Raw genomic sequence first — 24,576 nt, 5'->3', positions numbered from 1 at the left:
GAGGTGGTAGCCGATATGGAGACGTTCACGGACCCGTTCGCCAACTCGTCGGGGGACCCGTTCGCCTGGCCGCTCGACCGGACCCCAGGCCCGGCGGACGTCGAGGTGGTGCGCGAGTTGATCGGCGATGCACGGGTGGTGGCCATCGGCGAGGGCGCGCACAACATCACGGAGTTCTACGGGCTCAGGGACCGGCTGTTCCGTCTCCTCGTCCGGGAGTTCGGGTTCACGGGCCTGGTGCTGGAGTCCGGTTTCGCCGAGGGGCTCGCCGTCGACGCGTGGGTCCACGGCGGCCCGGGTCGGGTCGAGACGGTCGCCCGTGACGGCATCACCTACCGCTTCGGCGAGTGCGAGCCGATGCGGCGGCAGCTCAGTTGGATGCGCGACCGGACCTCCAAGGGTTCACCGGGCTCGGCGGCGGTCTCCTTCTACGGGATGGACCTGCCCGGGTCGTCCACCTCACCCGGGCCGGCGGTCCGCGCCTGTCTCGACCGGCTGCCGGCCCGCCCGGGTGACGGGGAGTTGCTGCGGCTGAGCGATCTGGGCGGCCGGTCCCAGGCGGCGGTGAGGTACGCGGCGATGTCGGCGGCCGACCGTGCCCGACTGTTCGACGGACTCCGCGGGCTGGAGGCGCGTGCGCACCGGTACGCCCGCGAGAACGGAACGGGCAGTGAGGGAAACGAGCACGGCGGCGAGGAGAGCGCCGCGGTCGCACTCTGGTGTGCGGCCTCGCTCCGGGCCTTCGTCGAGGAGATCGAGGAAGCCGAGGAGGCATTGCACGCCGAGGGGGACGGGACGTCGTTTCCGGCCCGGCGGCCGTACCCGCGGGAAGTGTTCATGGCGCGGAGCGTGGAGTGGATCCTCCAACGGGAGCGGCGGATCGTGGTGAGCGCCCACAACGCGCACGTCCGCCGTTCGCCCCTGCACGGCCGACCGACGCTGGGAGGTCTGCTGGACTCCGCACTCGGAGCCGACCTGGTCACCATCGGGATGACCTACGGGTCCGGTCCGGAGGTCCGCTTCACCCAGCGTTCCCCCCGCCCGTTCGACTGCGAGGTCACCCTCGGCGCGCGAACCCTGACACCGGAGTGCGTCGAGGCACGGCTGGACCGCCTCGGCCCCCCGATGACCCTCGTCGACGCGCGCCGGGCGCCGGACGGGTTCTTCGACGGGGTCGCGGGCACCCTGGCCAGCGGTGGACTCGACCCCGTCGACGACTTCCCCACGACGTTCGACGCGCTTCTCCACATCCGGCAAGCCACCCGGATCCCCGGGGCGTTCGAGCGGCTCCGCGAGGAGTTCGACGCGGTGGCGACATCGGCCCCGGATGCCGAGGCAGATGCAGATGCAGATGCAGGACGTACTGAGGAGTCGGAATCACCGTGAGCGTCACCCCTCCGCCGTATCCTCCCGCGCGTATCGTCGAGGTCCACGAGGACGTCGCGGGCGTCCGGGTGCCTGATCCGTACCGGTGGCTGGAGCCGGAGACCGACGAAGTGCGGCAGTGGCAACGCCGGCAAGCCGAACTCGCCACAGCCGTCAGCTACGACGGGCAGGACCGGGCGGCCGTTCGGAAGCTGATCGAGACGTACGACCGCGGGTCCCGTCCGGCCCTGCCGAGGTACGCGGCCGGTCGCTGGTTCCGCGCCGAGACCCTGCCGGGCGGGGCGGCGCCCACGGTCGTCGTCGCCGACCTGCCGTTCGGCGAGGGACGGCCGGTGGTCGATCCGGCCGTGTTCGGCAGCGAGCGGAACCCGGCTTTCCTCTCCTGGTTGGTGCCGGCGCCGAACGGCCGGGTCCTGGCCCTGGGCGTGTGCACCGACGGCAGCGAGCACAACACCATCCGGCTCGTCGAGGTGGACACGGGCCGGGTGCTCGACGGGGCACCGCCGCAGGTCCTGCACAGTGCATGGGCCGGCGGTGTCTCCTGGCTGCCCGACAGCAGCGGTTTCTGCTTCCTCGCGCTCACCGGATCACCGAAGGAGTTCCGGCAGGCGGTGTTCCACCACCGGCTCGCCGTACCGTCCCCGGGCGGCAGCGGTACGGGCAACACGGCCGTGGAACCGATTCCGGTCGGCGAGGGCTCCCGTGAGTACACGCTCGTCCAGTTCTCGTCGGACGGTCGGTGGGCCGTGGCGAGCCACCGGGTGGGCAGTCCCGTACCCATTGCGGTACGCGATCTGTCCCGGCCCGGCACGAGTTGGCGGCCCTTCGTCACCGACTGCGCCGGAACGATCGCCGGCCATGTCGTCGGCGACCACTACATCGCGGTGACCGACGTCGATGCCCCCCGCGGGCGGGTGGTCGCCCTCCCACTCGACGCAGCCGACCCCAACGACCCATCGACCTGGACCGAGCTGGTGCCCGAGGGGAAGACCGTGCTCCGGTCCCTGTCCCCGGTCGGTGAGCACCTCTACCTCAGCGAGTTCGACGAGACGTTCGCCAGGGTCCGGATCCTCGACCGCTCGGGCGCCGTCACCGGGAAGGTTCCCCTGCCCGGCCGGGGGGCGCTCGCCGCGCCGTTCTTCGCCATGACCGGCCTTGCCGTCGGCGCGGCCCCGGACGACTTCGTCTTCGCCTTCTCCACGCTGACCAGTTCCTGGGGCGTCTATCGGCACCGGCCCGGAGAGACGGGCATCGAGACGCTCTCCGCCCCTGCGGTCACCCTCGACGCCGAGGTGGTGGTGGGCCGGGCCATCGCCTCCGACGGCGTGGCGGTTCCGTACCACGTGGTGCGGTCGGCGGGCGGTGACCCGACGCGGCCGGCGCCGACCCTGATCTCCGCGTACGGCGCCGCGAACGTGCCCCTGCTGCCCCAGTATCAGCCCGACCTGGCCGCTTTCGTCGCGGCCGGTGGCGTACTCGTCCAGGCGTATCTGCGTGGGGGCGGCGAGTTCGGCCGGGACTGGTACCTGGCCGCCCACCGGGAACGCAAGCACGTGCGCGACACCGACCTCGTCGCGGTCGCCGAGCACCTTCTCGACACGGGGCTCACCAGCACCGACCGGCTCGCACTCACCGGCGGGTCCGACGGCGGACTGATGTGCGGGGTCGCCCTCACCACACGGCCCGAACTGTGGTGCGCCGTGCTGCCGCGGGCACCGCTGCTGGACCTCATCGGCGCACTCCGCGATCCGTATCTGGACTTCGTCATCCGCAAGGCGTGGGCGGACCCGGACGACCCGGAGCAGAGACGGCGACTCCTCGGCCTGTCGCCGTACCAACTGGTCCGGCCCGGCGCCTTTCCGGCGGTCTACCTCCAGGCGGGCGCGACCGACCCGCGGTGCCCGCCGTGGCAGGCACGCAAGTTCGCCGCCCGGTTGCAGACGGCACAGGAGGGGCCGGCGCCGATCCTGTTGCACGTGTACGACAACGCTGGTCATGGCGCCGCGACTTCGCACGAGATCGCGGTTGAGCAGGACGCCGAGTGGCTGGCCTTTCTGATCAGGACACTCGGTCTGGACACGCGGTCTGGACACACGGCAGGGGCGCGCTCGCCCCGGGCGGTGAGTGCGGTGCGTACGGGGGGTTTCCCCGGCTCGGTCAGCCGTTCGGGGCGGACCTCAGGGCCATCAGACGCAGCTGGAGCATCGCCGACAGACGGGCGTTCGGGTCGTTGAGGTCGATGCGGCCGACCTCGGCCGCGCGCCGCAGCCGGTAGCGGAACGTGTTGGGGTGCACGAACATCGCGGCGGACGCCACGGCCACATCGCCGAAGGCGTCGAGCCAGCTGCGCAGCGTCTCGACCAGATTGGCCTGGTGGGCCTCGTCGTAGGCGACGACCCGTGCGACGGCGCCGCTGGGGATGTCTCCGCGCGGTACGAGGTCGGCGAGTTCGAGCAGCAGCGCTTCGACGTGGACGTCGTCGAGACGGGCCACCTGCTGTCCGGCGATTCCCGACCGCAGGACGCGCAAGGCCCGTTCGGCCCCGGAACGGGACCTGGCCAGCGCCGAGCTGTCCGCCGCCAACGGGCCCACACCGATCAGCGGACGGAGGCGGGAGCCGACGCGGGCCAGGAACTCGGTGGCGATCCAGGTCGCGCGTTCGCCGCCATCCGTTGACCCCGTTGCGTCTGCTGCGTTCTGGCGGCTCTGTGGCAGGAGGGGCAGGATGCCGTAGGCGACATCACCGATCAGCGCCGCGGTGGCGCGGGGATGCACGGCCGACAGATGCATGGCGAACGCGTCGGTGAGCCGTTTGCGTTCGGTGGCGAGCCGGGCGGGCAGCCGGTGTTCGGTCGCCGCGTCGACGACGGTGAGCGCGAGGACGACAGCGGGTTCGTCCTTCAGACCGAGGCGACGGACCGCCTCGGGTGATCCCGGGCCGCTTTCGAGTGCGGTGGCCAGCAGTTCCGCCCGCATCCGCCGTTCCATGTCGGCGTCGGCACGCTGCCAGACCATGTGCATCGCGACGAGCTTGGACGCCTCGTAGAGGGCTTCGCTGCGCTCCTCGCTCAGGGGCTCGGGGACGACCACCCAGATCGTGCCGAGGATCTCGTCCCCGGCGCGCACCGCGATCGCCGCGCGGGGCAGTTCGGGCGGCTGCACCGTGTCGCCCGGATCGGGCAGGGAGGCCACGAAGACGGGCCGGTCACTGCGGTAGATCGCCTGGAAGACCCCGCGTTCCTCCAGGATGCGGGTGTAGTGCTCGGGGACCTGACGGCCCAGGATCGTCTGGACCCGCGACGGGTCGACGTCCTCCTGCCGGCTGGAGAAGGCCAGCAGCCGTGAGTTGCGGTCCTCGATGGTGACGGGTGCGTCCAGCAAGGCGGCGATGGCGTTGGCGACGGCGAAGAGGTCGCCGGACCCGCTCCGTCCGGGCGCCGGAGCTTCCGTGTCGTACCGGTTGCCGTCAGCGGTCAGCGTGCGGAGCATTCCGGCCAGATGGGTCCAGGACGCACCGCGGGCGAAGGAGAGGACCGCAACACCCGAAGTGCGGGCCGCGGCGAGGAGGCGTTCGTCGGCGGTGACGGGCGCGCGGACCACCAGTGCGGCGGCACCGCGCCGACCGAGGTCGGTGACGACCCGCGCGATGTCGGCGGGATCGTGCAGGCCGACGCCCATCACCAGGGCGTTCTCCGGGAGTTCCGGCTCGTCGAGGGGGTCGTGGATGGCGATGCCGCCGATGCCGTCGGCGCGTTCGGCATCGCCGCAGACCACGTCGAGCAGGGTGGTTCCGAGTTCCTCCAGGACACGTCCGAGGCTCGCTCGCGGGAGGCTGGTCACGGGGATGAGCACGGGGCCGAAACTAGCGCGGCACCCCCGTGTCCTTGTTCGTTGCGCATGACGAAATGATGCCACTTCGTTCGTCCGCTGGGACAGTCGCAGGGTGCCCCGGGAGCTCGTGGGGCATCAGGAAGCGGGAACGGGCACCCACGTCGTCGTGGTCGTGACCGCCTCCAGGACCTCCGGGATCGGTGTGACTCCGAGACCCGGACCGGTCGGTACCGCGAGGTGCCCGTCCACGAGGCGGAACGGCGGTGTGATGTCGGTCCGGTAGTAGCGCTCCGAGGCCGAGGTGTCGCCGGGAAGGAGAAATCCGGGCAAGGCGGCGAGCGCCACGTTCGCGGCCCGGCCCAAGCCCGTCTCCAGCATTCCGCCGCACCAGACCGGGACGTCGTGCGCCGCGCAGACGTCGTGGATCCGCCGCGCTTCGAGATAGCCGCCCACCCGGCCCGGCTTGATGTTCACCACCCGACAGGCGCCGAGTGCGAGCGCGTCGGCGGCGGCGCGGGCGGACACGATCGACTCGTCGAGGCAGATGGGGGTGGTGATCCTCGCGGCGAGGTCCGCGTGTCCGACGAGGTCGTCCTCCGCGAGGGGCTGCTCCAGCATGAGGAGGTCGAACGGGTCGAGCCGGGCCAGTTGGCGGGCGTCCCCGCGGCCGTACGCGGTGTTGGCGTCCACCTGGAGCAGGATGTCGCCGAACCGTTCCCGTACGGCGCGGACCGGCTCGACGTCCCAACCGGGTTCGATCTTCAACTTGATCCGCAGATAGCCGGCCTCCAGGTATCCGGCGACCACGTCGAGCAGGGCGGGTATCGACTCCATGATCCCCACGGACACCCCGCAGGGCACGGTGTCGCGGACCGCGCCGAGCGCATGACCGAAGGAGACGCCGCGGGCCCGGAGGTCGGCGTCCAGTACGGCCATCTCCAGTGCGGCCTTGGCCATCCGGTGCCCCTTGAAGGGGGCCAGGGCCGGTGCGACCCGGTGGGCGTCGAGCTTTGGCGCTCCGGCGAGTGCCGGGATCAGGAAGCGGCTCAGTACGTCGGCGGCGGCGTGCGTGTACTCGGAGGAGTATCCGGGGACGGTGCCCGCGCCGCATTCGCCCCATCCCTCGCCGTCGTCGGTGACCACGCGCAGCACCAGGGCCTCGCGCACGGTCTCGGTGCCGAACGAGGTCCGGAAGGGGGACACGAGGGGCACCTCGATGGTGCGGAGTTCGACTCCTGTGACCTTCACGCCGTCTCCTTCGATGCTGCGTCCGATGCTTCGCCGTGGTGTGTTTCGTGCCGGTGTGTGCCGTTCTGGTGCGTTCCGTTCTGCTGTGCCGTTCGTCGCGTCGATGCTGCTGTTGGGTGCGTTGGGTGCGTTGGGTGCGTCGGGTGCGTTGGGCTCCCGCGGTCCACGACGTACCAGCCGGCCCGGTCGAAGCCCCGTACCCGGGCTCCCTCGGCGAGCAGCCCGTGGAGCACGTCCCGTACCGCCGTGCGCCAGTGCGCGGCGCATGCCGGGTCGCTCTCCCGCAGGGACTCGATGTCTTCGGGCACGGCCACCAATACGGTGTCGGCGTGTCCGTCATCGGCACGTGCAACGACGGGTGCGACGGCCGGTGCGCCGGTCGGGGAGACGCTGAGCGCCACGCTCGCGCCCGCAGCCCGGGCGGCCTGCGCGTCGATCAGCCGGGGCCCACCCGCACACGCCGACTCGACGGCGGGCGACGTCAGGTGCCACCGCACCAGGATCCGGTCCGAGTCGTCGCTGCGGTTGATGTCGTCGTCGATTGGACCGTAGAAGTCCGGTAGGTACTCGGCCGGTTCCGCGCCCAGTTTGGCGATGTTGAAGTACGCGTTGCGGCGCACCAGGGGGTCGTACGTCCAACAGATCTCGTTGACGCCGTGCGCCATCGTCCAGGCGCGCTGGTGCAGCTTCAGCGCGAATCCGACGTTCCGCCGCCGCAGCCGTGGGAGCACCCCCGCGATGTGACTGTGCAGGGCCTCGCGCGCCGGTGGGGAGAAGAAGCCGAAGCAGGACCCGACCAGTTCGTCCCCGTCGAAGGCGCCGCTCACATAGCTGCCCGCCTTCGTCAGTGCGCGCAGCAGATCGGCTGTCACCGGAGGGCTGTTCTCGCCGGTGCGCCAGATCTGCTCGTACAGACGTCGGACTGCCTCAAGCTCGCTGACGCTGTCCAGGGAACGGATGGTCACGCCTGCGGCCTGCGCGGCGGCCTCGGCCGCGGAGTACGCCGCGGCGATGGGTGGGGAGTCGGTGCGGTCGCGGAGTAGATCAGTCACGCCGGTCATGGTTTCAGCCGATTCCGCCGCACAGCTGGTCCGAAGGCACACGATGCCGGTCCTCGGTTCGTCCGGGCGGACAGCCGTCCTGCGACGTCAACAGGTCGGCTATCAGTGCGGTCAGCAGCTGGGTTCGGCGCGGCAGTTCCGCGACGAGCAGATGCTCGTCATCGGCGTGCGCGCCGCCGCCCACCGCTCCCAACCCGTCGAGGGTGGGGGTGCCGACGCCGGCGGTGAGGTTCCCGTCGGAGGCACCGCCGACAGCGATCCCGGTGAGCGGACCGATCCCGAGGTCCGCAGCGAGCCGGGCCGCCCGCTCGAAGAGCTCCTGCGACGCGTTGGCGGGCAGGGGTGGCCGATTCGGACCACCGCTGACCTCGACGACGGCCCCGGCCAGCCCTGCCCGCAGGTTCCGCATCGCGGTGTGGACGCGGTGCTGCTCGGCCGCGTCCCGTACCCGGACGTCGACGTCGAACCGGGCCGATGCAGGGACGGTGTTGGTCGTGGTGCCCGCCACCATGACCGTCGGGGTGACGGTCGTGCCCCGTTCCGGGTCGCCCAGTGCGGCCACGGTCATGATCTGCCGGGCGGCCTCGATCGTCGCGTTCACACCACGTTCCGGTTCCAGACCGGAGTGGGCGGCCCGCCCTCGGATCGACACTTCGTAGCGCGAGACGCCCTTGCGCTCGGTCTTCAGTGCCCCACCGGGACCGGCGGCCTCCAGCACCAGGGCCGCCGCGCAGGCGCGTGCCTCCTGCTCGATCAGTTCCCGGGACGAGGGGGAACCCGGCTCCTCGTCGCCGGTGATGAGGAGCGTCACGCCGTCCAAGGGATGCGGGGCGTCGGAGCCGCGCGGTGCGGCCAGGCGATACGGGGCGGACAGCGCGGCCAGGGCGTGGAAGACCATCACCAGGCCCGCTTTCATGTCGAAGCAGCCCGGCCCGCGCAGCACTCCGTCCCGGACCTCGAACGGATGGCTCTCCAGCGACCCGATGGGCCACACCGTGTCGTGATGGCCGATGAGCAGCACGCGCGGGGTGCGGCCGAAGCGCCAACGGAGATGGGTGCAACCGTCGATGACGATGCGTTCCGGATCGACGCCCAGATACCCGGCTCCTATCCCGGCGACCCGTTCGGCGCTGCGGGCGACGGCGGCCAGATCGTCGGAGGGGGACTCGCAGCGCACTAGCCGTTCGATGTCGGCGACCATCGCGTCTGCACGCTCTCGTTCGCGGACCGCTTCAGGGGCCGTTTCAGGAACCGCTTCGCGGACCGCTTCAGGGGCCGCGGACCGACCACCGTCCTCCTGGCCCGGGGTTCGGTTCACCACGGCGCGGCTCTCTGTCACGACGGACACCTCCAGTTGACGCATCCGCCCAGCATCATGGGTCGCCCGACGATGGGCTCCGTCCGGTCGGCCAACATCGGAGCGCTTGATTGGGGCGGCACGATGAAGGGGAGGTGCGCCGCACGCAAGCGTGTCGTCTCCGTCCCGCGGGATGATCAGATCTCGGGGAAGGTCCGCGTCATCCGCCCACGACGTCCGTCGGGAGTGTCCGTTGAGTACCGTGCATCGGCCGGAGCGTTCGGCTGCCGCTTCTGCCGTCGACGTTCCCTTGGTCTGGTACGCCTCCTACGGCTCCAACATGGATGTGGACCGGCTGCGGTACTACCTCGTCGGTGGTCGGCCCGCCGGGGCGGCGCGGACCTATCCGGGGTGTCGTGATCACCGCGAGCCACGGCGTTCGGTGGCGTTGGAGGTGCCCGGGACGCTCTACTTCGCCACTGAGTCACCCGTCTGGACCGGCGGAAGGGCGTTCTACGATCCCGACGCCGAGGGAGTGCTGTGGGCGCGCGCCCATCTCCTCACCGTGCAGCAGTTCTCCGACATCGTCGCCCAGGAGATGGGGAGAAGCCCCGGCGTGGACCTCGATCTTGGGGGCGCGTTGACCGAGGGGCGGTCCGTGCTCGGGCCGGGGCGTTACGAGACCCTGGTGTGTCCGGGGTCCTTGGAGGGTGTTCCGATCTGCACGTTCACCGCTCCCTGGCGCTGTCGGGACGTCGAGGCGAGCAGGCCGGCGCCCGCGTATCTGCGGCATCTCGCCGCGGGTCTCTTGGCGTGCGGGGCCTGGGAGGCCGATGCCGTCGCCGAGTACCTTGCGCGTGCTCCCGGGGTGGCCGGCGCCTGGGACCCGGGCGAGGTGGCACGGCTGGTCTTCACTCGACCTTGAGGCTCGTCCGTCGCGAGACCGGGCCCGCTCGTCCGTCGTGTGGCCGGGACCGTCCGTCGCTCGACCCGGACGGTGACACGGTTGCGACCCGTGGTGGTGGCGGTGCGGCCGTTCCGCTGGGACGTCAGCCACACCGCTCGGCGGTCCTGCTCAGAGTTCGCCGTTTTCGATGAACTCCGTCGTCACCTGGTTCCGCAGCTCGGGGCAGTGCGTGTCCACGGCGATGAGCAGCAGTTTGTTGGCGTCGGGCTTGGTGGTGTTCCAGTCGTTCCCCGAGGGGTACAAGTTGCCCTCTTCCTTGTTGAAGAGGTATTTAACGCTTCGCCCAGATTTCAGTCCCTTGCACCATTCCGATGGGTAGTGGGCGAGGTCGGTCTCGATGGGTGCGAAGTCCGTCCAGCCCTCGAAGTCCGCGCTCAAGGCGTCGACGAGGAACCGCTGTTTGGCGCTTTCGGTACCCCCGGGGGAAGGAGCGGTCGTTCCCGGCGTGGTGGTGCCGTCGACGGTTCCGCAGCCCACGAGCGAAGCGAGCAGCAGGGTCGTGACGATGGCCGTGGTGGTCGTTGAGGTGCGCATGGTCCCCCTGGACGTGCGTGACTGTAGGGGACATGGTGGGCCCACTCAGGGGTGATTGGCGGGTGGTGCGTCCGGATTGTGACATAGATGATATGCGCTTTGTAGTGCCCACCTGCACATAGAGCAATGGTGTAAGGGGCGGCGTTGAAAATTGGTCTAGTAGTTTCGAGCATGGCGGAAAGCGGGCGTTTACGGGCGGTTGTAGCGTTCAACACGGCGAGGACTCATGGCTTTCGGACACCTTGGCGCGAGGGCGCCGTCAGCGGTTCGGGCGTTCCGGCGGTGGGGGTGAGCGCCCATGGACGCCCGCCCCCACCGCCGTTCCGTGTCCTACGCGGGCTTGGCCCGCACCACGGCCTCGGGGGTGTTCCCCACGGGGGCGAGCCGGCCCGTTCGGTGGAGCGCGTTGAGCGCCGCAGCACACAGGAGACCGAGGGCGATCAGCGCGATCCACGGCAGCGCCGACAGCCCGGCGCTGCGCGCGGTGTCCAGCGCGACTCCGGTGAGGAGATTGCCCAGGGTGATGCCGATTCCGCAGATCGTGTTGTAGAGCCCGTAGTGGGTGGCGACGAGTCGGTCACCTGAGAGCTGCACGATCGTGTCCATTTCGAACGGGTACGCAATCATCGTCCCGAAGGCGAGCAGGAGCGCGGCCAGGGTCGGCGGCACGGCCGCGAAGAGCCAGCGACCCACGGTTGCATCCGGCACGGGCAGCGCGGTGGCGACCAGGAGAGGAGTGAACGCCGCCGCCATCGCGAGGAGCCCCCACACCAACGCCCGCCCCGCCGGCACCCGTGCCTTGAGCCAGGCCGTCACCCGTGTCTGGTAGACGATGGTCGACAGCCCGGAGACGGCGAAGAGCACCGCAACGGCCGCCGTGCTCGCACCACCGTCCCCGCCGACGCGACGCACTTCGAGGGGCAGCGCCAAGTACACCTGGAAGGTCAGGACGTACGAGCCGACCATCGCCGCGGCGAACAGCACGAACGGGCGGTTCCGGAGGATGTTCCGCCACTGGGTGAGCACCCGTGCCTCGGGGCCGTCGGCTCGGTCGGACCCGGCGTCCGCGCCCCGGCGTGCGGGCAGACTGCGGATCTGTACGACACTCAGCACCGCGAAGACGGCGGCCGAGACCAGACAGGTCACCCGGAAGTCCACCCCGGTCAGCACCATTCCGACCAACGGCCCCAGCAGGATGCCGGCCTGGTAGAAGACGTTGAAGAGGGCGAACGCCTCCACGCGTCGCTCTCCCGCGTCGGCTGCGAGATAGGCGCGGACCGCCGGATTGAACAGCGCCCCCGCCAGTCCGGTCGCCGCCGACGCCGCAATCAGCGCGGGCAGCGACTGGACGAGTCCGAGGGTCGCGAAACCCACGGTCCGCAGGACGCACCCGGCGACGATCAGCGGTTTGTACCCCAGTCGATCGGCGAGGGTCCCGCCGACCAGGAACATGCCCTGCTGGCTGAAGTTCCGTACCCCCAGGATCAGCCCGACCATCCAACCGGCCAGCCCGAGCGTGCCGGACAGATGGGCGGCCAGGTAGGGCATCAGCATGTAGAAGCCCAGATTGATGGTGAACTGATTGACCATCAGAAGCTGGACGCTCTTCTCGTACGAGCGGATCTGGCCGACGGTCGATCTCATCGGTCCGCACCCTTGGTGGCTTCCGCCGCCTTCTTGGTGCTCGAAGGGGGTACGGGGGAGTCCTCGCGGGCGGCGCCGTTGGCAGCCGCCAACTCCAGGGGATCCACCACGGCCGGGCAGCGGGTCCAGCGGGTGACTTCCTTCTCGTCCGTGCGGCCCACCACGTCCGGCTCGATGCCCGGCCGCTCGTCGAGCAACCCGTGTGCGGCGCAGTAGTCGTCGTCGTACACCGTGCTCAGATAGCGCTCGGGGCCGTCGGGGAAGACGGCCGCGATCCGGGTGTCGGTCGGCAGGGTGCGTGCCAGCCAACCCGCGACCAGGGCGACGGCTCCCACGCTCCACCCTCCGGTGGCGTAGTGGGACGCGGCGAGTTGCCTGCACGTCCACACCGCCTCGCCGGGGGCCACCCAGTGCACCTCGCTGAAGTGGTCGTACGCGACGTTGCGCGGATAGATGCTGGAGCCGAGACCACGCATCAACCGGGGGCGCGCGGGTTGACCGAAGATGGTGGAGCCGATGGTGTCGACGCCGACCAGCCGCAGCTCCGGGTAGAGCTGGCGGAGCACCCGGGACACGCCGGCCGAATGGCCACCCGTACCCACGCTGCACACGAGGACGTCGATGTGACCCAGTTCGGCGGCGAGTTCCAGGGCCAGCGGCGTGTACGCGGTGGTGTTGTCGGGGTTGTTGTACTGGTCGGGGCACCAGGAGCCCGGGTGGCGGGCCATCAGCTGGGTGACGCGATCCCGTCGGGCCTGCTGCCAGCCTCCGGTCGGGTGCGGCTCGGAGACCACGTTGACCTGCGCGCCGTAGGCGGTGAGGAGCCGGGTCATGGAACGCTCCAGGCCGGGGTCGGTCACCAACGTGACGGGGTGACCGTGAACCATTCCCGCCAGTGCCAGCCCCAACCCGAGCGTGCCGCTGGTGGATTCGATGATGCGGGCGCCCGGCTTGAGCTCGCCGCGTGCCCTGGCGCGTTCCACCATGTGGAGACCCGGTCGGTCCTTGATGCCCCCGGGGTTGAACCCCTCAAGCTTCGCCCAGAACCCGCGGTCCGAAGGGGTGAAGGGGGCGGAGATGCGCAGGACGGGTGTGTTGCCGACCAGCCCCGACAGCGCGGTGCGCGCGGGGGTGGTCGCCGCTCGGGCGATGGGGGAGTCGGGCTGTCGGCCGGGGGAAGCGGTGTCTGCGGACGCGGCGATGGTCCGGTCCGTCGTCAACGGTGTTGCGGGGCCGGCAGCTGGGTTGGTGGAGAGGGGGGACATGGGTGGTGTGCTCACTTCGGTCGGTGGCGTCATCGGGCGGCTGGTGTGGAACCGGCCTCCTAGATGCGCCACCGGGAGATGCGAAGGAGGGTGAGCCGTCCGGTTCTGGCGCCGTGAGCGGTCGGCCGCGACCCGCATGAGTCCCGAACTGCTGTCCCGTCCGCGGGCGAAGGGTGCGCTTCCACCGTACGGGCGCCGGGGGCAACTGGCGGGGCCTGTTCGCTCGGCTTGGTTCGGTGGCTACGGCTGTCCGGTGGGCACGACGGGCTCGGTGTGACAGGAGGGTGGCCCGTGGTGGCTTCCGCGGCGGAGGGCAGGACCAATGGGGTGGGCGCTCCGGCGTGGGAGTGCCCGGCCGGGGAGGAATGGGTGAAACAGCTTGCGGCGACGGCGACAAGAGCGATGAGAACACCCAGGGTGAACGCTCTGCGCATTCTCGATCGGAGGCGCACGGAAATGATGGGATGGCGTAATGACATTTGTCCTCCGAGCGTCTTCCATTCCCTGTTGACGCACTGGGTGAACCGCCAGGCGAACTGTCAGGTGAATCGTCAGGAAGAGGATTGGCGAAGGGGCTGGGATGGCCTGAGAGGGATCGAAAGAAACATTCGGGCAGCACTGATGGACCCCGTGGCTCAACGGGGTTGAATGGGCTGCGGCGATGGTTCCGGGGGAGGTCGATCGGCGGGCCGGGTCGTTGTACCGGTCCGCGAGGTGCTCAGGGCCTAGATCCGTAGGACGTCGTGCGCCCGTGCGTCGTCGGCGACGGTCATGGTGCCCGACGAGCCGTCGAGAGAAGGCGCAGGAGGTGTCCAGTCACTGCGGGAACTCTGGGTCAGTGCAGCTGGGCACGGCAGGTGTGACGAAGGCGTCAACTGTGGCTGCGTCGGCATGCACTGTTCGATGTGGTGCACAGAGCCACCCGTGTGCACTTCGCCCGAGGCGCGCGCGCCGTCGGTGCTCGCTCCCAGGGCCCCGTCGACGGCACGTTGGTGCGAGGTGCTTCCGCTCTCGCCCTTCACGGTCGGGGCGTCGGTCACCGGCTGGCCGGCATTCACTGTCAGGAATGCGGTGCTGGTCGGGTGGTGAGTGATTCCTTCGGCGTTGGTGCCGTGCGCTGAAAGCAAACCCAGTACGAGCAGGGTCAGCCATAGGAAGTGCAGCGGGCCACGAAATGTCGCGGGCCGCAGAACACCGATGGGTGACCGCGCCGTAATCATGTCGTGATGATAGCCGGTTGAGTGCGATCAATGACAACTCGGCGGCGGCGTTGCGGAATTCGATGCGATGGACATTTGTTGCACCCGGGCACGGACGGGGGATAGCTGCCCCGATGTGCGTCGAATGTTTTCGGACGGGTTGCTCGGCGGGGGTTGTGATGTAGGTGGGGTGGATGGGTTCCGAGTTGTGCGGGGATGGCTTGCTCAGGGGAGCGGCGGACGGAAGGTCATCCGGCCGTAGAGAAACCCGGAAAACCCAGGAACACCATGGTCGGAGCTGTCCGCCGGGGACCGTGTCCGGTTGAGCGCTACCCGAGTGGCCTTGCCCGGCGGTGCCGCCTGCTGACCGCCGGGTACGCATCGTGCAACGTCATGATCCAGCCGTACCCTCCTGCTGCTCGACGAGTACGAGGGCGAGAGCGATACGGGATGGACGTGAGCATCCCCGGATGCTGTTCCGCGGATCCGTATGCACCACCGTCGACTCCGGCCCCGGAGCGACAGCGGTCCGTCCCGATCCGTCCCGAGGCATATGTGGTCCGTGCGCCGACTCCTCCTGCTGGGCCGGGAGGGCGGGAAGCCGCCTCCCGCTCCTGGTGCCGCCTACTCCTGCTTCCCGAGCCGTCGCAGCCGTCCGTTTCCCCCGGTCGGCTGCGGCACTCGGGTCCTTTTCGCGGCTCCCGTCACGCGGATGCGCCACTGCGGGGCATACCTGAGCCGACAGCCGCGAACCGTACGAGGAGGGAATGCCATGGCCGAGGGCATCCAGACGGTCATCTATCCCGTGAAGGATCTGGCGAAGGCGAAGGCCCTGTTCAGGGCCTTGCTGGAGGTCGAGCCCGCCGTGGACGAGCCGAACTACGTCGGCTTCCGGGTCGCCGGGCAGGACATCGGGCTCGACCCCCACGGCCATGCCCGAGGCATGACCGCACCCCTGTCCTACTGGCATGTGAATGACATCGAGGACACCCTGCAAACGCTCCTCATCGCCGGGGCCGAAGAGGTCGAGGGGGTCCGGGACGTGGGGGGCGGCAAGCTCACCGCCGTCCTGAAGGATGCCGACGGCAATCGGATCGGGCTGCTCCAACCCGCGCCCTCAGACCAGGGTGCAGCCGCGGACAAGTGAACCGGAGCGGAATCGTCCACCCTGTCGGTCCTTCCCTTGCGGGTCGTCATGGTGGAGCGTCACCGTCGTGAAGGGGGTGGGGCCGGCCGCGGCCGGCCCCCTCGGGTCCCGCTGTCGACCGTCCACCGCTGGCATCCGGACCGCTGTCCCGCATCACGCGGTGATGACACACGCCACCTTCCCCGGGGCAGCCCCTTTCGGCTGGACGAGGGCCAGGCTCTACTTGGCGTCCGCGTAACACTCCACCACCGCCGTTGTGAAGGGAAACCTCACGGGTGTGGCACCGAACGCGGTCCGCCCCGCCAACTCTCCGGCCTCCCGAATCGCCGCCACCACCGACTCGGCCTCCTCCTGCGGGCAGTGCACGACCACTTCGTCGTGCTGGAAGAAGACCAACTCGGCACGCATGCCCGCGGTGGCCCGCCGAAGGGCCGCCAGCATCAGCAGCGCCCAGTCCGCCGCACTGCCCTGCACCACGAAGTTGCGGGTGAAGCGACCACGGGCCCGGGCGTTGGTCGAGGCGTACCCGGGGGTGAACTCGCCGTCGGCCCCGGACGCCGAGCCGGGAAATCCAGCGGGGTCCGCGGGTGTCGGGTCCTCCTGGGGGAGGCCCGCCTCCTCGTCGTCGCCGGATCCGACGGCGCGCGGACTGGTCCGGCCCAGCCACGTCCGCACCAGACGGCCCTCCTCGCCGGCTCTGGCCGCCTCGTCCACATAGGCCACGGCAGCCGGGAACCTCCGACGCAGGGCCGCCAGGTTCTTGAGGCCGTCCCCCGAGGTCTGGCCGTAGATCGCACCGAGGAGTGCCAACTTCGCATGGTCCCGATCGCCCGAGAAGGCACGGTCGGACAGCAGGGCGTAGAGATCGCCCTCATGGCCCGCTATGTCCATCAGCCATGGGTCGCGGGAGATCGCGGCCAGCACGCGCGGTTCCATCTGGTCCGCGTCCGCGACCACGAGCCGCCAGCCGTCGTCCGCCACCACCGCCCGTCGAATCACCTTCGGGATCTGGAGTGCGCCTCCCCCATTGGTCGTCCAGCGGCCGGAGACGGTGCCGCCCGGTAGGTATCCGGGGCGGAAGCGGCCGTCCCGCACCCAGTCCTGGAGCCAGCCCCACCCGTGGGCGACCCAGATCCGGTACAGCTTCTTGTATGCGATCAGCGGCCGGACCGCCGGATGGTCGATCTCCTCCAGTTCCCACCGGCGCGTGGAGCGCACCTTCACTCCCGCCTGCGCGAACGCCTTCAGCACGTCCGCCGGGAGATCGGGACGCACCCTCCTGCCGAAGGCATGGGACACCTCGTCCGCGAGCTGGGCGAGCCGTCGTGGCTCACCGCCTCCCGCGTACCGCTCGCCCAGCAGGTCGTGCAGCACCTGGCGGTGGACATCGGCGCGCCACGGCAGCCCCGCGCGGTTCATCTCCGCAGCCACCAACATGCCCGCGGACTCGGCGGCCGTGAGCAGCCGCATCCGCCCCGGATGCTCGGCCGCCTCATGCCGGCGCAACTGGTCCCCGTACACCTCCAGCAGCGATTCCAGGGGAACGGCGACGGGCTGCGGTTCGAACAGGGAGGACTGTGAGCCGGGCTCGGCGGCGCGCTGCGGCGGGTCGGTTGGCACCGGGCCGCCGTGCAGCCGGGCCACTGCTGCGGCTGCCGACCGCGGTTCGCCCAGCCGCCCTTCGTGGCCGAGCAGGAGTTGTTCCGCGCCCTCGATGTCGTAACAACGCTCCACGCGGACTCCGGCCGCCAGCAGACGGGGATAGACCTCCGCAGTCGATCTCCACACCCATCGATCGACCCGGGGGCGCGATCGCACCGCGGCGACCAGATCGGGCTCCTGGACGACGGGCCCCGCGGGCAGCCCGTCGGGGCGGAGGGGGACCAGTCGTACCCCGTCCCCCTCCGTCGCCAGTGCCCAGCGTCCGTCCATGGGTGTGAGTGTGGCAGCCGGGTCTGACACTCAGGGGTACGCCGGCCGTGCGGTCGCGGTCGTGGCTCAGTCGAGCGTCCGGATCACTCGGGCCGGGTTGCCCACCGCGAGCACTCCGGCCGGCAGGTCCTTGGTCACCACCGAGCCGGCCCCCACGACCGTGTTCTCGCCGATCGTCACCCCGGGGCAGACGATCACCCCACCGCCCAGCCAGACGTTGTCTCCGATGGCGATCGGCTCGCCCTTCTCCCATCCCGCCTTGCGGAGCGCTGCATTCAACTCATGTGTCGGTGTCAAAAGCTGTACGTTCGGGCCCATTTGCACATGGGACCCGATCGTGATGGGCGCGGCATCGAGGAACACGGCGTTGAAATTCACGAAGACGTGGTCGCCGATGGAGATATGGCTGCCGTAGTCGCATTGGAACGGCGGTCGGATCAAAACGCCCTCACCCATCGAGCCGAGCAGCTCGGACAGGATTGCCGTCCGTTCTTCGGCCTTCGCCCCGCCTGCTCCGTTGTAGGCTGCACACAATTCGAAGCGGCGCTGATTATCCGCCACCAACTCCGCGTCCTGGGGCAGATACCAGTCGCCTGCGAGCATCCGTTGCTTGTTCTCTCCCACAGCGAGCCTCCCGACTCCGAAAGCAAAAACGATGCGGGGCACTCGATCGGCCGAGCGGAGTGGCCATCAGGGCCCCGGCGGGTCATACGGATCTCTAGGATCGAGCATGACTGTCTGATGCAACCAGGGGTGGGGGATCATGGCGCGCGCCATGCGTAGAACCGTACGCGGAGCCGGTATCGGTGTTGTTGCGATAGGGCTGTTGACCGGGTGCTCGGCCGAGACGGAACCGAAACCCGATCGGCCCGTCGGCAATGCGCAGAAAGAGACGGCACCAAGCAGTGCGCCGACGAAGGCCGTTGTAGCGGGAGGGAAGGTCGGGATCAAGGGCACGCCTTGCGAACTGCCCGTGTCCTTCGACCACGCGGCCGATTGGACGGCGGAGGCGGTGCAGGAGGACACCCAGTTCGGTTTGACTGCCGTGGGACCCGTGACGCTCAAGTGTGAGATCGATGCCAAACCGGCTGGAATCGTGGGTTTCCTGCGGATCTGGCTCGGGGGCAAGGCGGGAGACGATCCCCGCTCGGTGTTGGAGGATTTCGTCGCGGAGAACGCCAAGGACCGCAAGAGCGAGGTGTTCACGAAGGGGGAAGCGGGGGAGTTCAAGGTGGCTGAAGTGTCCTACCTGAACGTGAATGAGTTCCTGGACACCCCCAGGAAGGAACGGGCCTTTGCCCTCTCCACGCCCAAGGGCGTGGTCGTGTTCGATTTGGGGGGAATGGACTCGGTGCAACACGAGGCGATGCTTCCCGCCTATGAACTGGCGAAGAAGACGCTCACGTCCAACTGAAACCCGACGGTGAGGGGCGCCTGCTCCTCGCCGTCTTCCGTGCCGGGGTCGGGAAATGGGCGTACCTGCCGATCGGCGTCCCCGTCCTTCGGGCGTGCTGCTCGACCCGGCTCATCCGTGCTCCTGCGCCGCCGCCGTTCGATGCCCGATGCCCGATTCTGGGTTCCGGTTTCCGGTGGTGTGTCGCGCGGAGGGTCGATGTCGTCCTGCGGCCTGGGGCGACTCCTCGATGCCGAGCGCTCGATTCGCTCGGGTTGCTCGGGAGCTCGGGTTGCTCGAAAAGATATCCACAGGCTGTGGATGAATCGAGTGCCCGACACCGCAGCCGTCTACCGTGGCGTGCAGTGGGAGTGCGCCCCGCACCTGCTCCGGGCTGGGCTCCGGAGTCGGGTCGGGGGCCGGGACCGGCTTCCACCTGCAATGATCGTGGACGAAGGAGGTGAAGGCCGTGACCGTGCTGGGCGACGCGCTGGCCGCTGCGCTGTACGGGGAGGACGACGCATCCTTGGACCGGGCTGCCTCCCTACTGGCGGCCGACCCCGGGACGGACGCACTCCTTCAGCGGCGCGGCGAGGAGTTCGTCCGACAGGCATGGGAGCGCGGCTGGCAGCCGGCGGACCTCCTGCGGTGCGTCCGACGCGAGCTGGCCGAGCCGCACCTCCGGCTGCTCGGCGCCCTGGTCCTCGCCGAGACCGGCAGCTATGCGAGGCTCCCTCCGCGCTGGGCGGATCAGCTCGCGGAACTGGACGGGACGCCGTGGCGCGCGGACCGCTTCTCCCGGGCCACGGCCGTGCTGGAGCTCCATCGAGTCCTGTCCCGCCTTCCCCCGATCGAACCGGTGGGCCCGGTACCGGGGGAGCCGTTCGTCGCACCGTCGGGATACGAGCCCCGCATGCTGAACCGGATACGCGCGCTCCTGGCCAAGGCGGAAGCGACGACGTACCCCGATGAGGCGGAGGCGCTCACCGCCAAGGCCCAGGAGTTGATGTCCCGCCACAGCGTGGACGACGCGTCCCTGGCCCCGAAGTCCACCGCGCCCTCCGCCTGCCGCATCGGCGTGGATCCGCCCTACGAGACGGCGAAGGCCATCCTGCTCGACGCCGCCGCATCGGCGAACCGCTGTCGCGCGGTGTGGAACAGCGCCTTCGAGTTCTCGACCGTGGTCGGGTTCGAGGGGGATCTGGAATCGGTCGAGTTGCTGTACACCTCGTTGCTGGTCCAGGGCACGGCCGCGATGACGCGGGCCGAAGGGGCCCAACGGGCCGGTGGGCGCAAGCGTACGAAGACGTTCCGTCAGTCGTTCCTCATGGCGTACGCAGCCCGGTTGGGGGAGCGGCTCTCCGCAGCCGCGCAGGGCGTGTCGGCGCCGGAGGACCTCCTGCCGGTCCTGGCCACGCGCGAGGTCGCCGTGACGGCCCGTACCGACGAACTGTTTCCGCGTACGACGACCACCCGCGTGCGGGGCGTCACCGACGAGGCCGGCTGGTTGCACGGCCGGGAGGCGGCGGACCAGGCCCGTGTGTCCCCCGAGCGGCGGACGTTGCCGGGGCGCTGAGGGGTGCTGCATCCCTGATGCGCCCCGTCGCAGACCTGGCCGACCAGGCCGAACCGGTGGCCAGACCAGCAAGGGCAGAACCGGCAGAACCGGCGGGACCAGCGGAACCAGCCCGGCCAGTCAGACGGATCGGACCAGCCGGACCAGCTGCTCTGACCGGTCTGACCGGAGTGACCGAACCGCTCCGACGCGATCGAATCAGTCGAACGCGAGGTCAGAGGTGGGCGTTCCATGCGCGTGAATCGTTAGATAAGTGATCAAAGTGGCTAATCTCCCCCCATGACCTGGCTTCGAGCCCTCAAGGACACCACCCGCTCCGGGCTCACGCTCGAACGGCGGCGGCTCGAACCCCTCGTCGCCCTGCGAGGGGCCGTCGGGCTGGCCCTGGTCGTGGGGACCGCACTCGCCCTCTTCGGCCCCGTCGTCGCCGTCAGCTCCGCGTTCGGTGCTTTCCAAGCCGCCATCGCCACCCTCCAGCGCAGTTGGCGCCCCCGCGCCGTACTCGCCCTGATCTCCGGAGGCACGCTCGCCGTCTCCACCTTCATCGGCTATCTGGTCGGCTTCCAACTCCCCCTGTTCGTGTCGCTCCTCTTCCTCTGGACCTTCGGCGCAGGTCTCGCCTGGGCCATCGGCCCCACGACCGGGATCATCGCGGCGTCCAACGTCGCGATCATGCTGGTCACCGTCACGCTCCCCACATCGGTGGCGACGGCCGCCGGCCATGCGGCCATGATCGCGGTGGGAGGGCTGGTCCAGGCGGCGCTGATCGTCCTGTTCCCCGTACGGCGCTGGGGTGCCCAACGGGACGCGCTCGCCGACGCGCTCGCGGCCGAAGCCGACTACGCGCGGAGGCTACGCCACGACCCCATCGCGTCCTTCGACCCCGGCCCGCTGATGCTCGCCCGTAGCGCCGCCGCCGTCACCCCTCGCCAAGCCCGCCGCAGACCCGCGGAACTGCACGGCACCCGGGCCGTCGCCGAGCGGATCAGACCGGTCCTCGCCTCCCTCGCCGATCCCGCCGTCGGGGCATCGCCCGAGGGCCCGGAGCGCGACCGGGTTCGGGAAGTGCTCTCCGCAGCCGCTTCCCTCCTCGACGCGGTGGCCCGGGCCGTCCGCCACGGCGTTCCCGTGCGCATGCCGGCCGGCGCGGTGGACGCACTCAAGACCCCGGACACCGTCACCGTCCTGAGCGGGCCGCCCCGCCGTGCCGCGCTGCGACTCGTCGCCCTGCTCGACGACGTGGTGGAGGAGGCCGAAGGCGACGGCACCGACGAAGGACCGATCCGCGACCGGCCCTCCCTGCTGAGCCTGCTGCCCGGAGCCCTGCGTTCCGTACGGGGCGAGCTGCGGTGGAGCTCACCCGTGTTGCGCCACGCGATCCGGGTCTCGGTGGTGGTGTGCGCCGGATACGTCCTCGGTGCCGCCCTCTCCCTGGGGCACGGCTACTGGGCGCCGATGACCTCCGTCATGGTGATGCGGCCCGACTTCTCCCAGACGTACTCCCGGTCCGTGGCCCGTTTCGGTGGCACCCTCGTCGGCGTCGGTCTCGCGACCGCCGTCGAGCAACTCGCCCACCCCGGTGTGGGCATCTCCTGCGCCCTCGCCATCCTGAGCGCGTTCGGGATGTACCTCGTCATGCGCACCGGATACGTCGCCTCCAACATCTGTACGTCCGCCTACGTGGTCTTCCTGCTGGGCATGGCGGGTGAGGAGGCCGGGCAGACCGTCCCCGAACGCGTCCTGCTGACCCTGCTCGGCGGTCTGCTCGCGATGCTGGCGTACGCCCTGTACCCCGCCTGGGAGACCCCTCGGCTCCGCAATCGGCTCGCCGACTGGCTGATCGCGGACTGCCGCTATGCGGCGGCGGTCGTCGACCACTACGCCAACCCGGCCGACCGCCCGGGCGAGGACCTGCGCCGTTCGCTGCTGGATGCCCGTGACGCTCGGATCGCCTGGCAGGAGGCGCTGGCCCGGGCGATCCACGAACCGGTGCGCACCAGGGGGCTCACCCGGGCCGCCGCCGAGTCGGCCGATCATGCGCTGGGGCAGTTCGGTCGGGGGGCGATGCTGATGGAGGCCCATCTGCCCGAGCACGGCGCGGTGCCCGTCCCGGCTGCGGCCGAGCTCGCCGACGCCCTGCGCAAGGACGGCGAGCGGGCGGCGAGAGCGGTCAAGGAGCGCCGCAGTCTGAACTGGGACCGGGTGCAGCAGGCGCTGGCCGTGTGGGATGACGATCACCCCGTGCTGGGAAGCGGAACGGTACTTCTCGGTGAGGCGCTGGTGGAGTTGACCGAGGCGCTCGACGAAGGCGTTCGACGGTAGGCCCCCGGTCCCGAAGGGCGGGAGGGCTCGGTGGTGCACATTGCCTTCTCGGGGGGTGCACCTTGCTCGGGGGCGGGCCGAGTACGCTGCACACCCAAGGCCCGAACGCGGAAACCGTCCATCGTCGGGACCTCACACTCGGCCCGTCCGGCCTGCGGAGACAGCACGGCGTCGACCATCGCATCCGGGCGACGAACTTCAACACCCCCCGATCTGTAATGGGTTGGAGCTGTAACCGAAGCAACACCCCGCGTGCACGTGCATCTGCGCGTGCCAACGCTTATGCATTCGCACGTGAAACACAGCTATGATCCGGGACAGTTGACACATGCACCTTGTACCCCGGGAGCGACTCGTGCACCACGCGTACAACGGCATGGCGGCCACAGAGCTCCATGGGGTCGTCTGGCAGAAGAGCCGGCACAGCAACTCCCAAGGATCATGTGTGGAGTTCGCCAGATTGCCCGGTGGGAACGTCGCCATGCGCAACTCCCGCCATCCTGACGGCCCCGCACTCGTCTATACGCCCGCCGAGATAGAGGCGATGTTGATGGGCGTCAAGGACGGAGAGTTCGACCACTTGATCGCAGGGAACTGACCGCCCTCCTCGCCAATCCAACTCCCCTTCGAAGAAGGGGTGTTGGTGGACAGTACGGTGGTGCCACAGCTGACATCGGTGGCACTGTCGAACGGACATGAGGCCGGGCGCCCGGTGGATGGCCGCGTACGGCGCCAGCGTCGTCGTCGTGTGCGGTCCCCGCCGATGCCGCCCGGCGCCGACAGTGTCGCCGTCGGGGCGGTGCCGGCCGTGGGTCAGCTCCGGGGGACTTTCGCGCGCCGACGGCGTGCGCTGCGCTCCGGTCGGCACTGATGTGCGCCCTCGACTGATAACGCGCGCCCCAGGTGGCCGGCGTCGATACCCCAGGGTGCACCGCCGATTGCTGCTGAGGATGCATCAGACCCCGTCGGGGCGGAGATAGCGGAGACAGCGGATATAGCGCAGATAGCGCAGACAGCGCGAAAGGTTGGAGAGAAGCGGGCCCGCCCCCCGATAGCCGGGCCCGCTCCCCGGTTCGAAGGCCCGGTCGTCCGACGGGATTCAGTGCAGCTGGAACAGCGCCCAGACGACCTTGCCGTGCAGGGCGCCCGCGAGGGGATGCCATCCCCAGCTGTCGCTGAAGGAGTCCACCAGGAACAGGCCCCGGCCGGACTCGGCCGTGCCGCGGGGGTCGGGGAACGGCACGTCCTCGTCGAACGGTGTGCCGGGCGTCTCGGGGCTGGGATCGCGCACCGCACACACCAGGCGCCCGGGCCAGCGCAGCAAGTGGAGTCGTACGGGCGGGTGTTCGGGGTCGTCCGCGGCCTCTTCGGGCAGTCCGTGCCGGAGGGCGTTGGTGACCAGCTCGGAGACGACGAGGGACACGTCGTCGAAACGGTCGCTCAACTCCCACTGCTGGAGCGTCGACCTGGTGAAGTGCCGGGCTCCGCGGACCGCTTCCAAGCGGGCGGTGAGCGAACACGAGGCCGAACTGGATACCCGTGAGGGACCCGTTGGGGGAAGGCCCTGCCTTAACGGCTTGAGCATGGTCGATCCATTCGTTCCCATGCGAGGCACTCCCTGGGGCAATCGCGGCTGTGGCGCTACAACACGAACGAGCACGCAGGTGCGGTGTAGACCATCGTTCCGAATGCGATGGGCAGATGCAAGGGCAGATGCACGTGCACGCGCCCGGGCTGTCCCTTCCGTGGTGGTTCTTGGCTATATCTTTCCCGG

General features: G+C 69.9%; 19 protein-coding genes. 8 read left to right on the top strand and 11 right to left on the bottom strand.

Annotation, left to right across the window (positions count from 1 at the left end; genetic code table 11):
• Nucleotides 1-15: 15 nt before the first annotated feature.
• Together ABZ348_RS18415 and ABZ348_RS18410 are read left to right on the top strand one after the other, a co-directional pair.
• Nucleotides 16-1,386, top strand: a complete 1,371-nt coding sequence (locus ABZ348_RS18415) for an erythromycin esterase family protein (protein WP_358934197.1) — start codon at nucleotides 16-18, stop codon at nucleotides 1,384-1,386.
• Nucleotides 1,383-3,620, top strand: a complete 2,238-nt coding sequence (locus ABZ348_RS18410) for a prolyl oligopeptidase family serine peptidase (RefSeq protein ID WP_358934195.1) — start codon at nucleotides 1,383-1,385, stop codon at nucleotides 3,618-3,620. Before ABZ348_RS18415 ends, ABZ348_RS18410 begins: the two co-directional genes overlap by 4 nt.
• On the opposite strand, the gene ABZ348_RS18405 is transcribed toward ABZ348_RS18410, so the two are convergent.
• The 4 genes from ABZ348_RS18405 to ABZ348_RS18390 all read right to left on the bottom strand — a co-directional run bounded on the left by ABZ348_RS18405 (nucleotide 3,544) and on the right by ABZ348_RS18390 (nucleotide 8,727).
• A complete protein-coding gene (locus ABZ348_RS18405) occupies nucleotides 3,544-5,238 on the bottom strand; it encodes a helix-turn-helix domain-containing protein (protein ID WP_358934193.1) in 1,695 nt (564 codons plus the stop codon). The two genes, ABZ348_RS18410 and ABZ348_RS18405, sit on opposite strands and share 77 nt — an antisense overlap.
• A 114-nt stretch (nucleotides 5,239-5,352) precedes the next feature.
• Complete coding sequence (gene menC, locus ABZ348_RS18400) at nucleotides 5,353-6,465, bottom strand: o-succinylbenzoate synthase (RefSeq protein WP_358934191.1); 1,113 nt, start codon at nucleotides 6,463-6,465, stop codon at nucleotides 5,353-5,355.
• Nucleotides 6,462-7,517, bottom strand: a complete 1,056-nt coding sequence (locus ABZ348_RS18395) for a GNAT family N-acetyltransferase (protein ID WP_358934189.1) — start codon at nucleotides 7,515-7,517, stop codon at nucleotides 6,462-6,464. Before ABZ348_RS18395 ends, menC begins: the two co-directional genes overlap by 4 nt.
• A 13-nt stretch (nucleotides 7,518-7,530) precedes the next feature.
• Complete coding sequence (locus ABZ348_RS18390) at nucleotides 7,531-8,727, bottom strand: M20 family metallopeptidase (RefSeq protein WP_358934320.1); 1,197 nt, start codon at nucleotides 8,725-8,727, stop codon at nucleotides 7,531-7,533.
• A gap of 436 nt (nucleotides 8,728-9,163) precedes the next feature.
• Here ABZ348_RS18390 and ABZ348_RS18385 point away from each other — a divergent pair, with 436 nt between their 5' ends.
• On the top strand, nucleotides 9,164-9,748 hold the full coding sequence (locus tag ABZ348_RS18385; RefSeq protein ID WP_358934318.1) for a histone deacetylase: 585 nt from the start codon (nucleotides 9,164-9,166) through the stop codon (nucleotides 9,746-9,748).
• Between the two features lie 150 nt (nucleotides 9,749-9,898).
• Here ABZ348_RS18385 and ABZ348_RS18380 read toward each other — a convergent pair whose 3' ends face one another.
• The 4 genes from ABZ348_RS18380 to ABZ348_RS18365 form a co-directional block, all read right to left on the bottom strand.
• The gene (locus ABZ348_RS18380) at nucleotides 9,899-10,324 is read right to left on the bottom strand and encodes a hypothetical protein (protein ID WP_358934187.1); all 426 of its coding nucleotides are present in this window, start codon (nucleotides 10,322-10,324) and stop codon (nucleotides 9,899-9,901) included.
• Nucleotides 10,325-10,654: 330 nt separating this feature from the next.
• Nucleotides 10,655-11,968 (bottom strand): MFS transporter, encoded by a 1,314-nt coding sequence (locus ABZ348_RS18375; RefSeq protein WP_358934185.1) that lies wholly within the window; start codon nucleotides 11,966-11,968, stop codon nucleotides 10,655-10,657.
• Complete coding sequence (locus ABZ348_RS18370) at nucleotides 11,965-13,119, bottom strand: PLP-dependent cysteine synthase family protein (RefSeq protein WP_358934316.1); 1,155 nt, start codon at nucleotides 13,117-13,119, stop codon at nucleotides 11,965-11,967. Before ABZ348_RS18370 ends, ABZ348_RS18375 begins: the two co-directional genes overlap by 4 nt.
• Nucleotides 13,120-13,958: 839 nt before the next feature.
• The gene (locus ABZ348_RS18365) at nucleotides 13,959-14,453 is read right to left on the bottom strand and encodes a hypothetical protein (RefSeq protein ID WP_358934183.1); all 495 of its coding nucleotides are present in this window, start codon (nucleotides 14,451-14,453) and stop codon (nucleotides 13,959-13,961) included.
• 751 nt (nucleotides 14,454-15,204) lie between these two features.
• Here ABZ348_RS18365 and ABZ348_RS18360 point away from each other — a divergent pair.
• Nucleotides 15,205-15,579 (top strand): VOC family protein, encoded by a 375-nt coding sequence (locus ABZ348_RS18360; RefSeq protein WP_358934181.1) that lies wholly within the window; start codon nucleotides 15,205-15,207, stop codon nucleotides 15,577-15,579.
• 219 nt (nucleotides 15,580-15,798) lie between these two features.
• On the opposite strand, the gene ABZ348_RS18355 is transcribed toward ABZ348_RS18360, so the two are convergent.
• Nucleotides 15,799-17,511: a bifunctional 3'-5' exonuclease/DNA polymerase gene (locus tag ABZ348_RS18355; RefSeq protein WP_358934179.1), complete on the bottom strand. Its 1,713-nt coding sequence runs from the start codon at nucleotides 17,509-17,511 to the stop codon at nucleotides 15,799-15,801.
• Nucleotides 17,512-17,577: 66 nt separating this feature from the next.
• Nucleotides 17,578-18,135: a sugar O-acetyltransferase gene (locus ABZ348_RS18350; protein ID WP_358934314.1), complete on the bottom strand. Its 558-nt coding sequence runs from the start codon at nucleotides 18,133-18,135 to the stop codon at nucleotides 17,578-17,580.
• A gap of 139 nt (nucleotides 18,136-18,274) precedes the next feature.
• On the opposite strand from ABZ348_RS18350, the gene ABZ348_RS18345 reads away from it, so the two are divergent.
• From ABZ348_RS18345 to ABZ348_RS18330, 4 genes are all read left to right on the top strand, one after another.
• Nucleotides 18,275-18,925, top strand: coding sequence for a lipoprotein (locus ABZ348_RS18345; RefSeq protein WP_358934177.1), 651 nt, complete (start codon nucleotides 18,275-18,277; stop codon nucleotides 18,923-18,925).
• A 448-nt stretch (nucleotides 18,926-19,373) separates the two neighbouring features.
• Complete coding sequence (locus ABZ348_RS18340) at nucleotides 19,374-20,480, top strand: DUF2786 domain-containing protein (RefSeq protein ID WP_358934175.1); 1,107 nt, start codon at nucleotides 19,374-19,376, stop codon at nucleotides 20,478-20,480.
• 279 nt (nucleotides 20,481-20,759) lie between these two features.
• The gene (locus ABZ348_RS18335) at nucleotides 20,760-22,802 is read left to right on the top strand and encodes an FUSC family protein (protein ID WP_358934173.1); all 2,043 of its coding nucleotides are present in this window, start codon (nucleotides 20,760-20,762) and stop codon (nucleotides 22,800-22,802) included.
• A gap of 355 nt (nucleotides 22,803-23,157) precedes the next feature.
• A complete protein-coding gene (locus tag ABZ348_RS18330) occupies nucleotides 23,158-23,400 on the top strand; it encodes a DUF397 domain-containing protein (protein WP_358934313.1) in 243 nt (80 codons plus the stop codon).
• A 501-nt stretch (nucleotides 23,401-23,901) separates the two neighbouring features.
• On the opposite strand, the gene ABZ348_RS18325 is transcribed toward ABZ348_RS18330, so the two are convergent.
• Nucleotides 23,902-24,408 (bottom strand): ATP-binding protein, encoded by a 507-nt coding sequence (locus ABZ348_RS18325; RefSeq protein WP_358934171.1) that lies wholly within the window; start codon nucleotides 24,406-24,408, stop codon nucleotides 23,902-23,904.
• Nucleotides 24,409-24,576 lie beyond the last annotated feature (168 nt).

Origin of the sequence: Streptomyces sp. NPDC005963 (genome assembly GCF_040638655.1) — a bacterium.
GTDB lineage: Bacteria > Actinomycetota > Actinomycetes > Streptomycetales > Streptomycetaceae > Streptomyces.
Note: the sequence above shows the minus strand (reverse complement) of the source record. Positions and strands in the feature narration are given on the sequence as shown.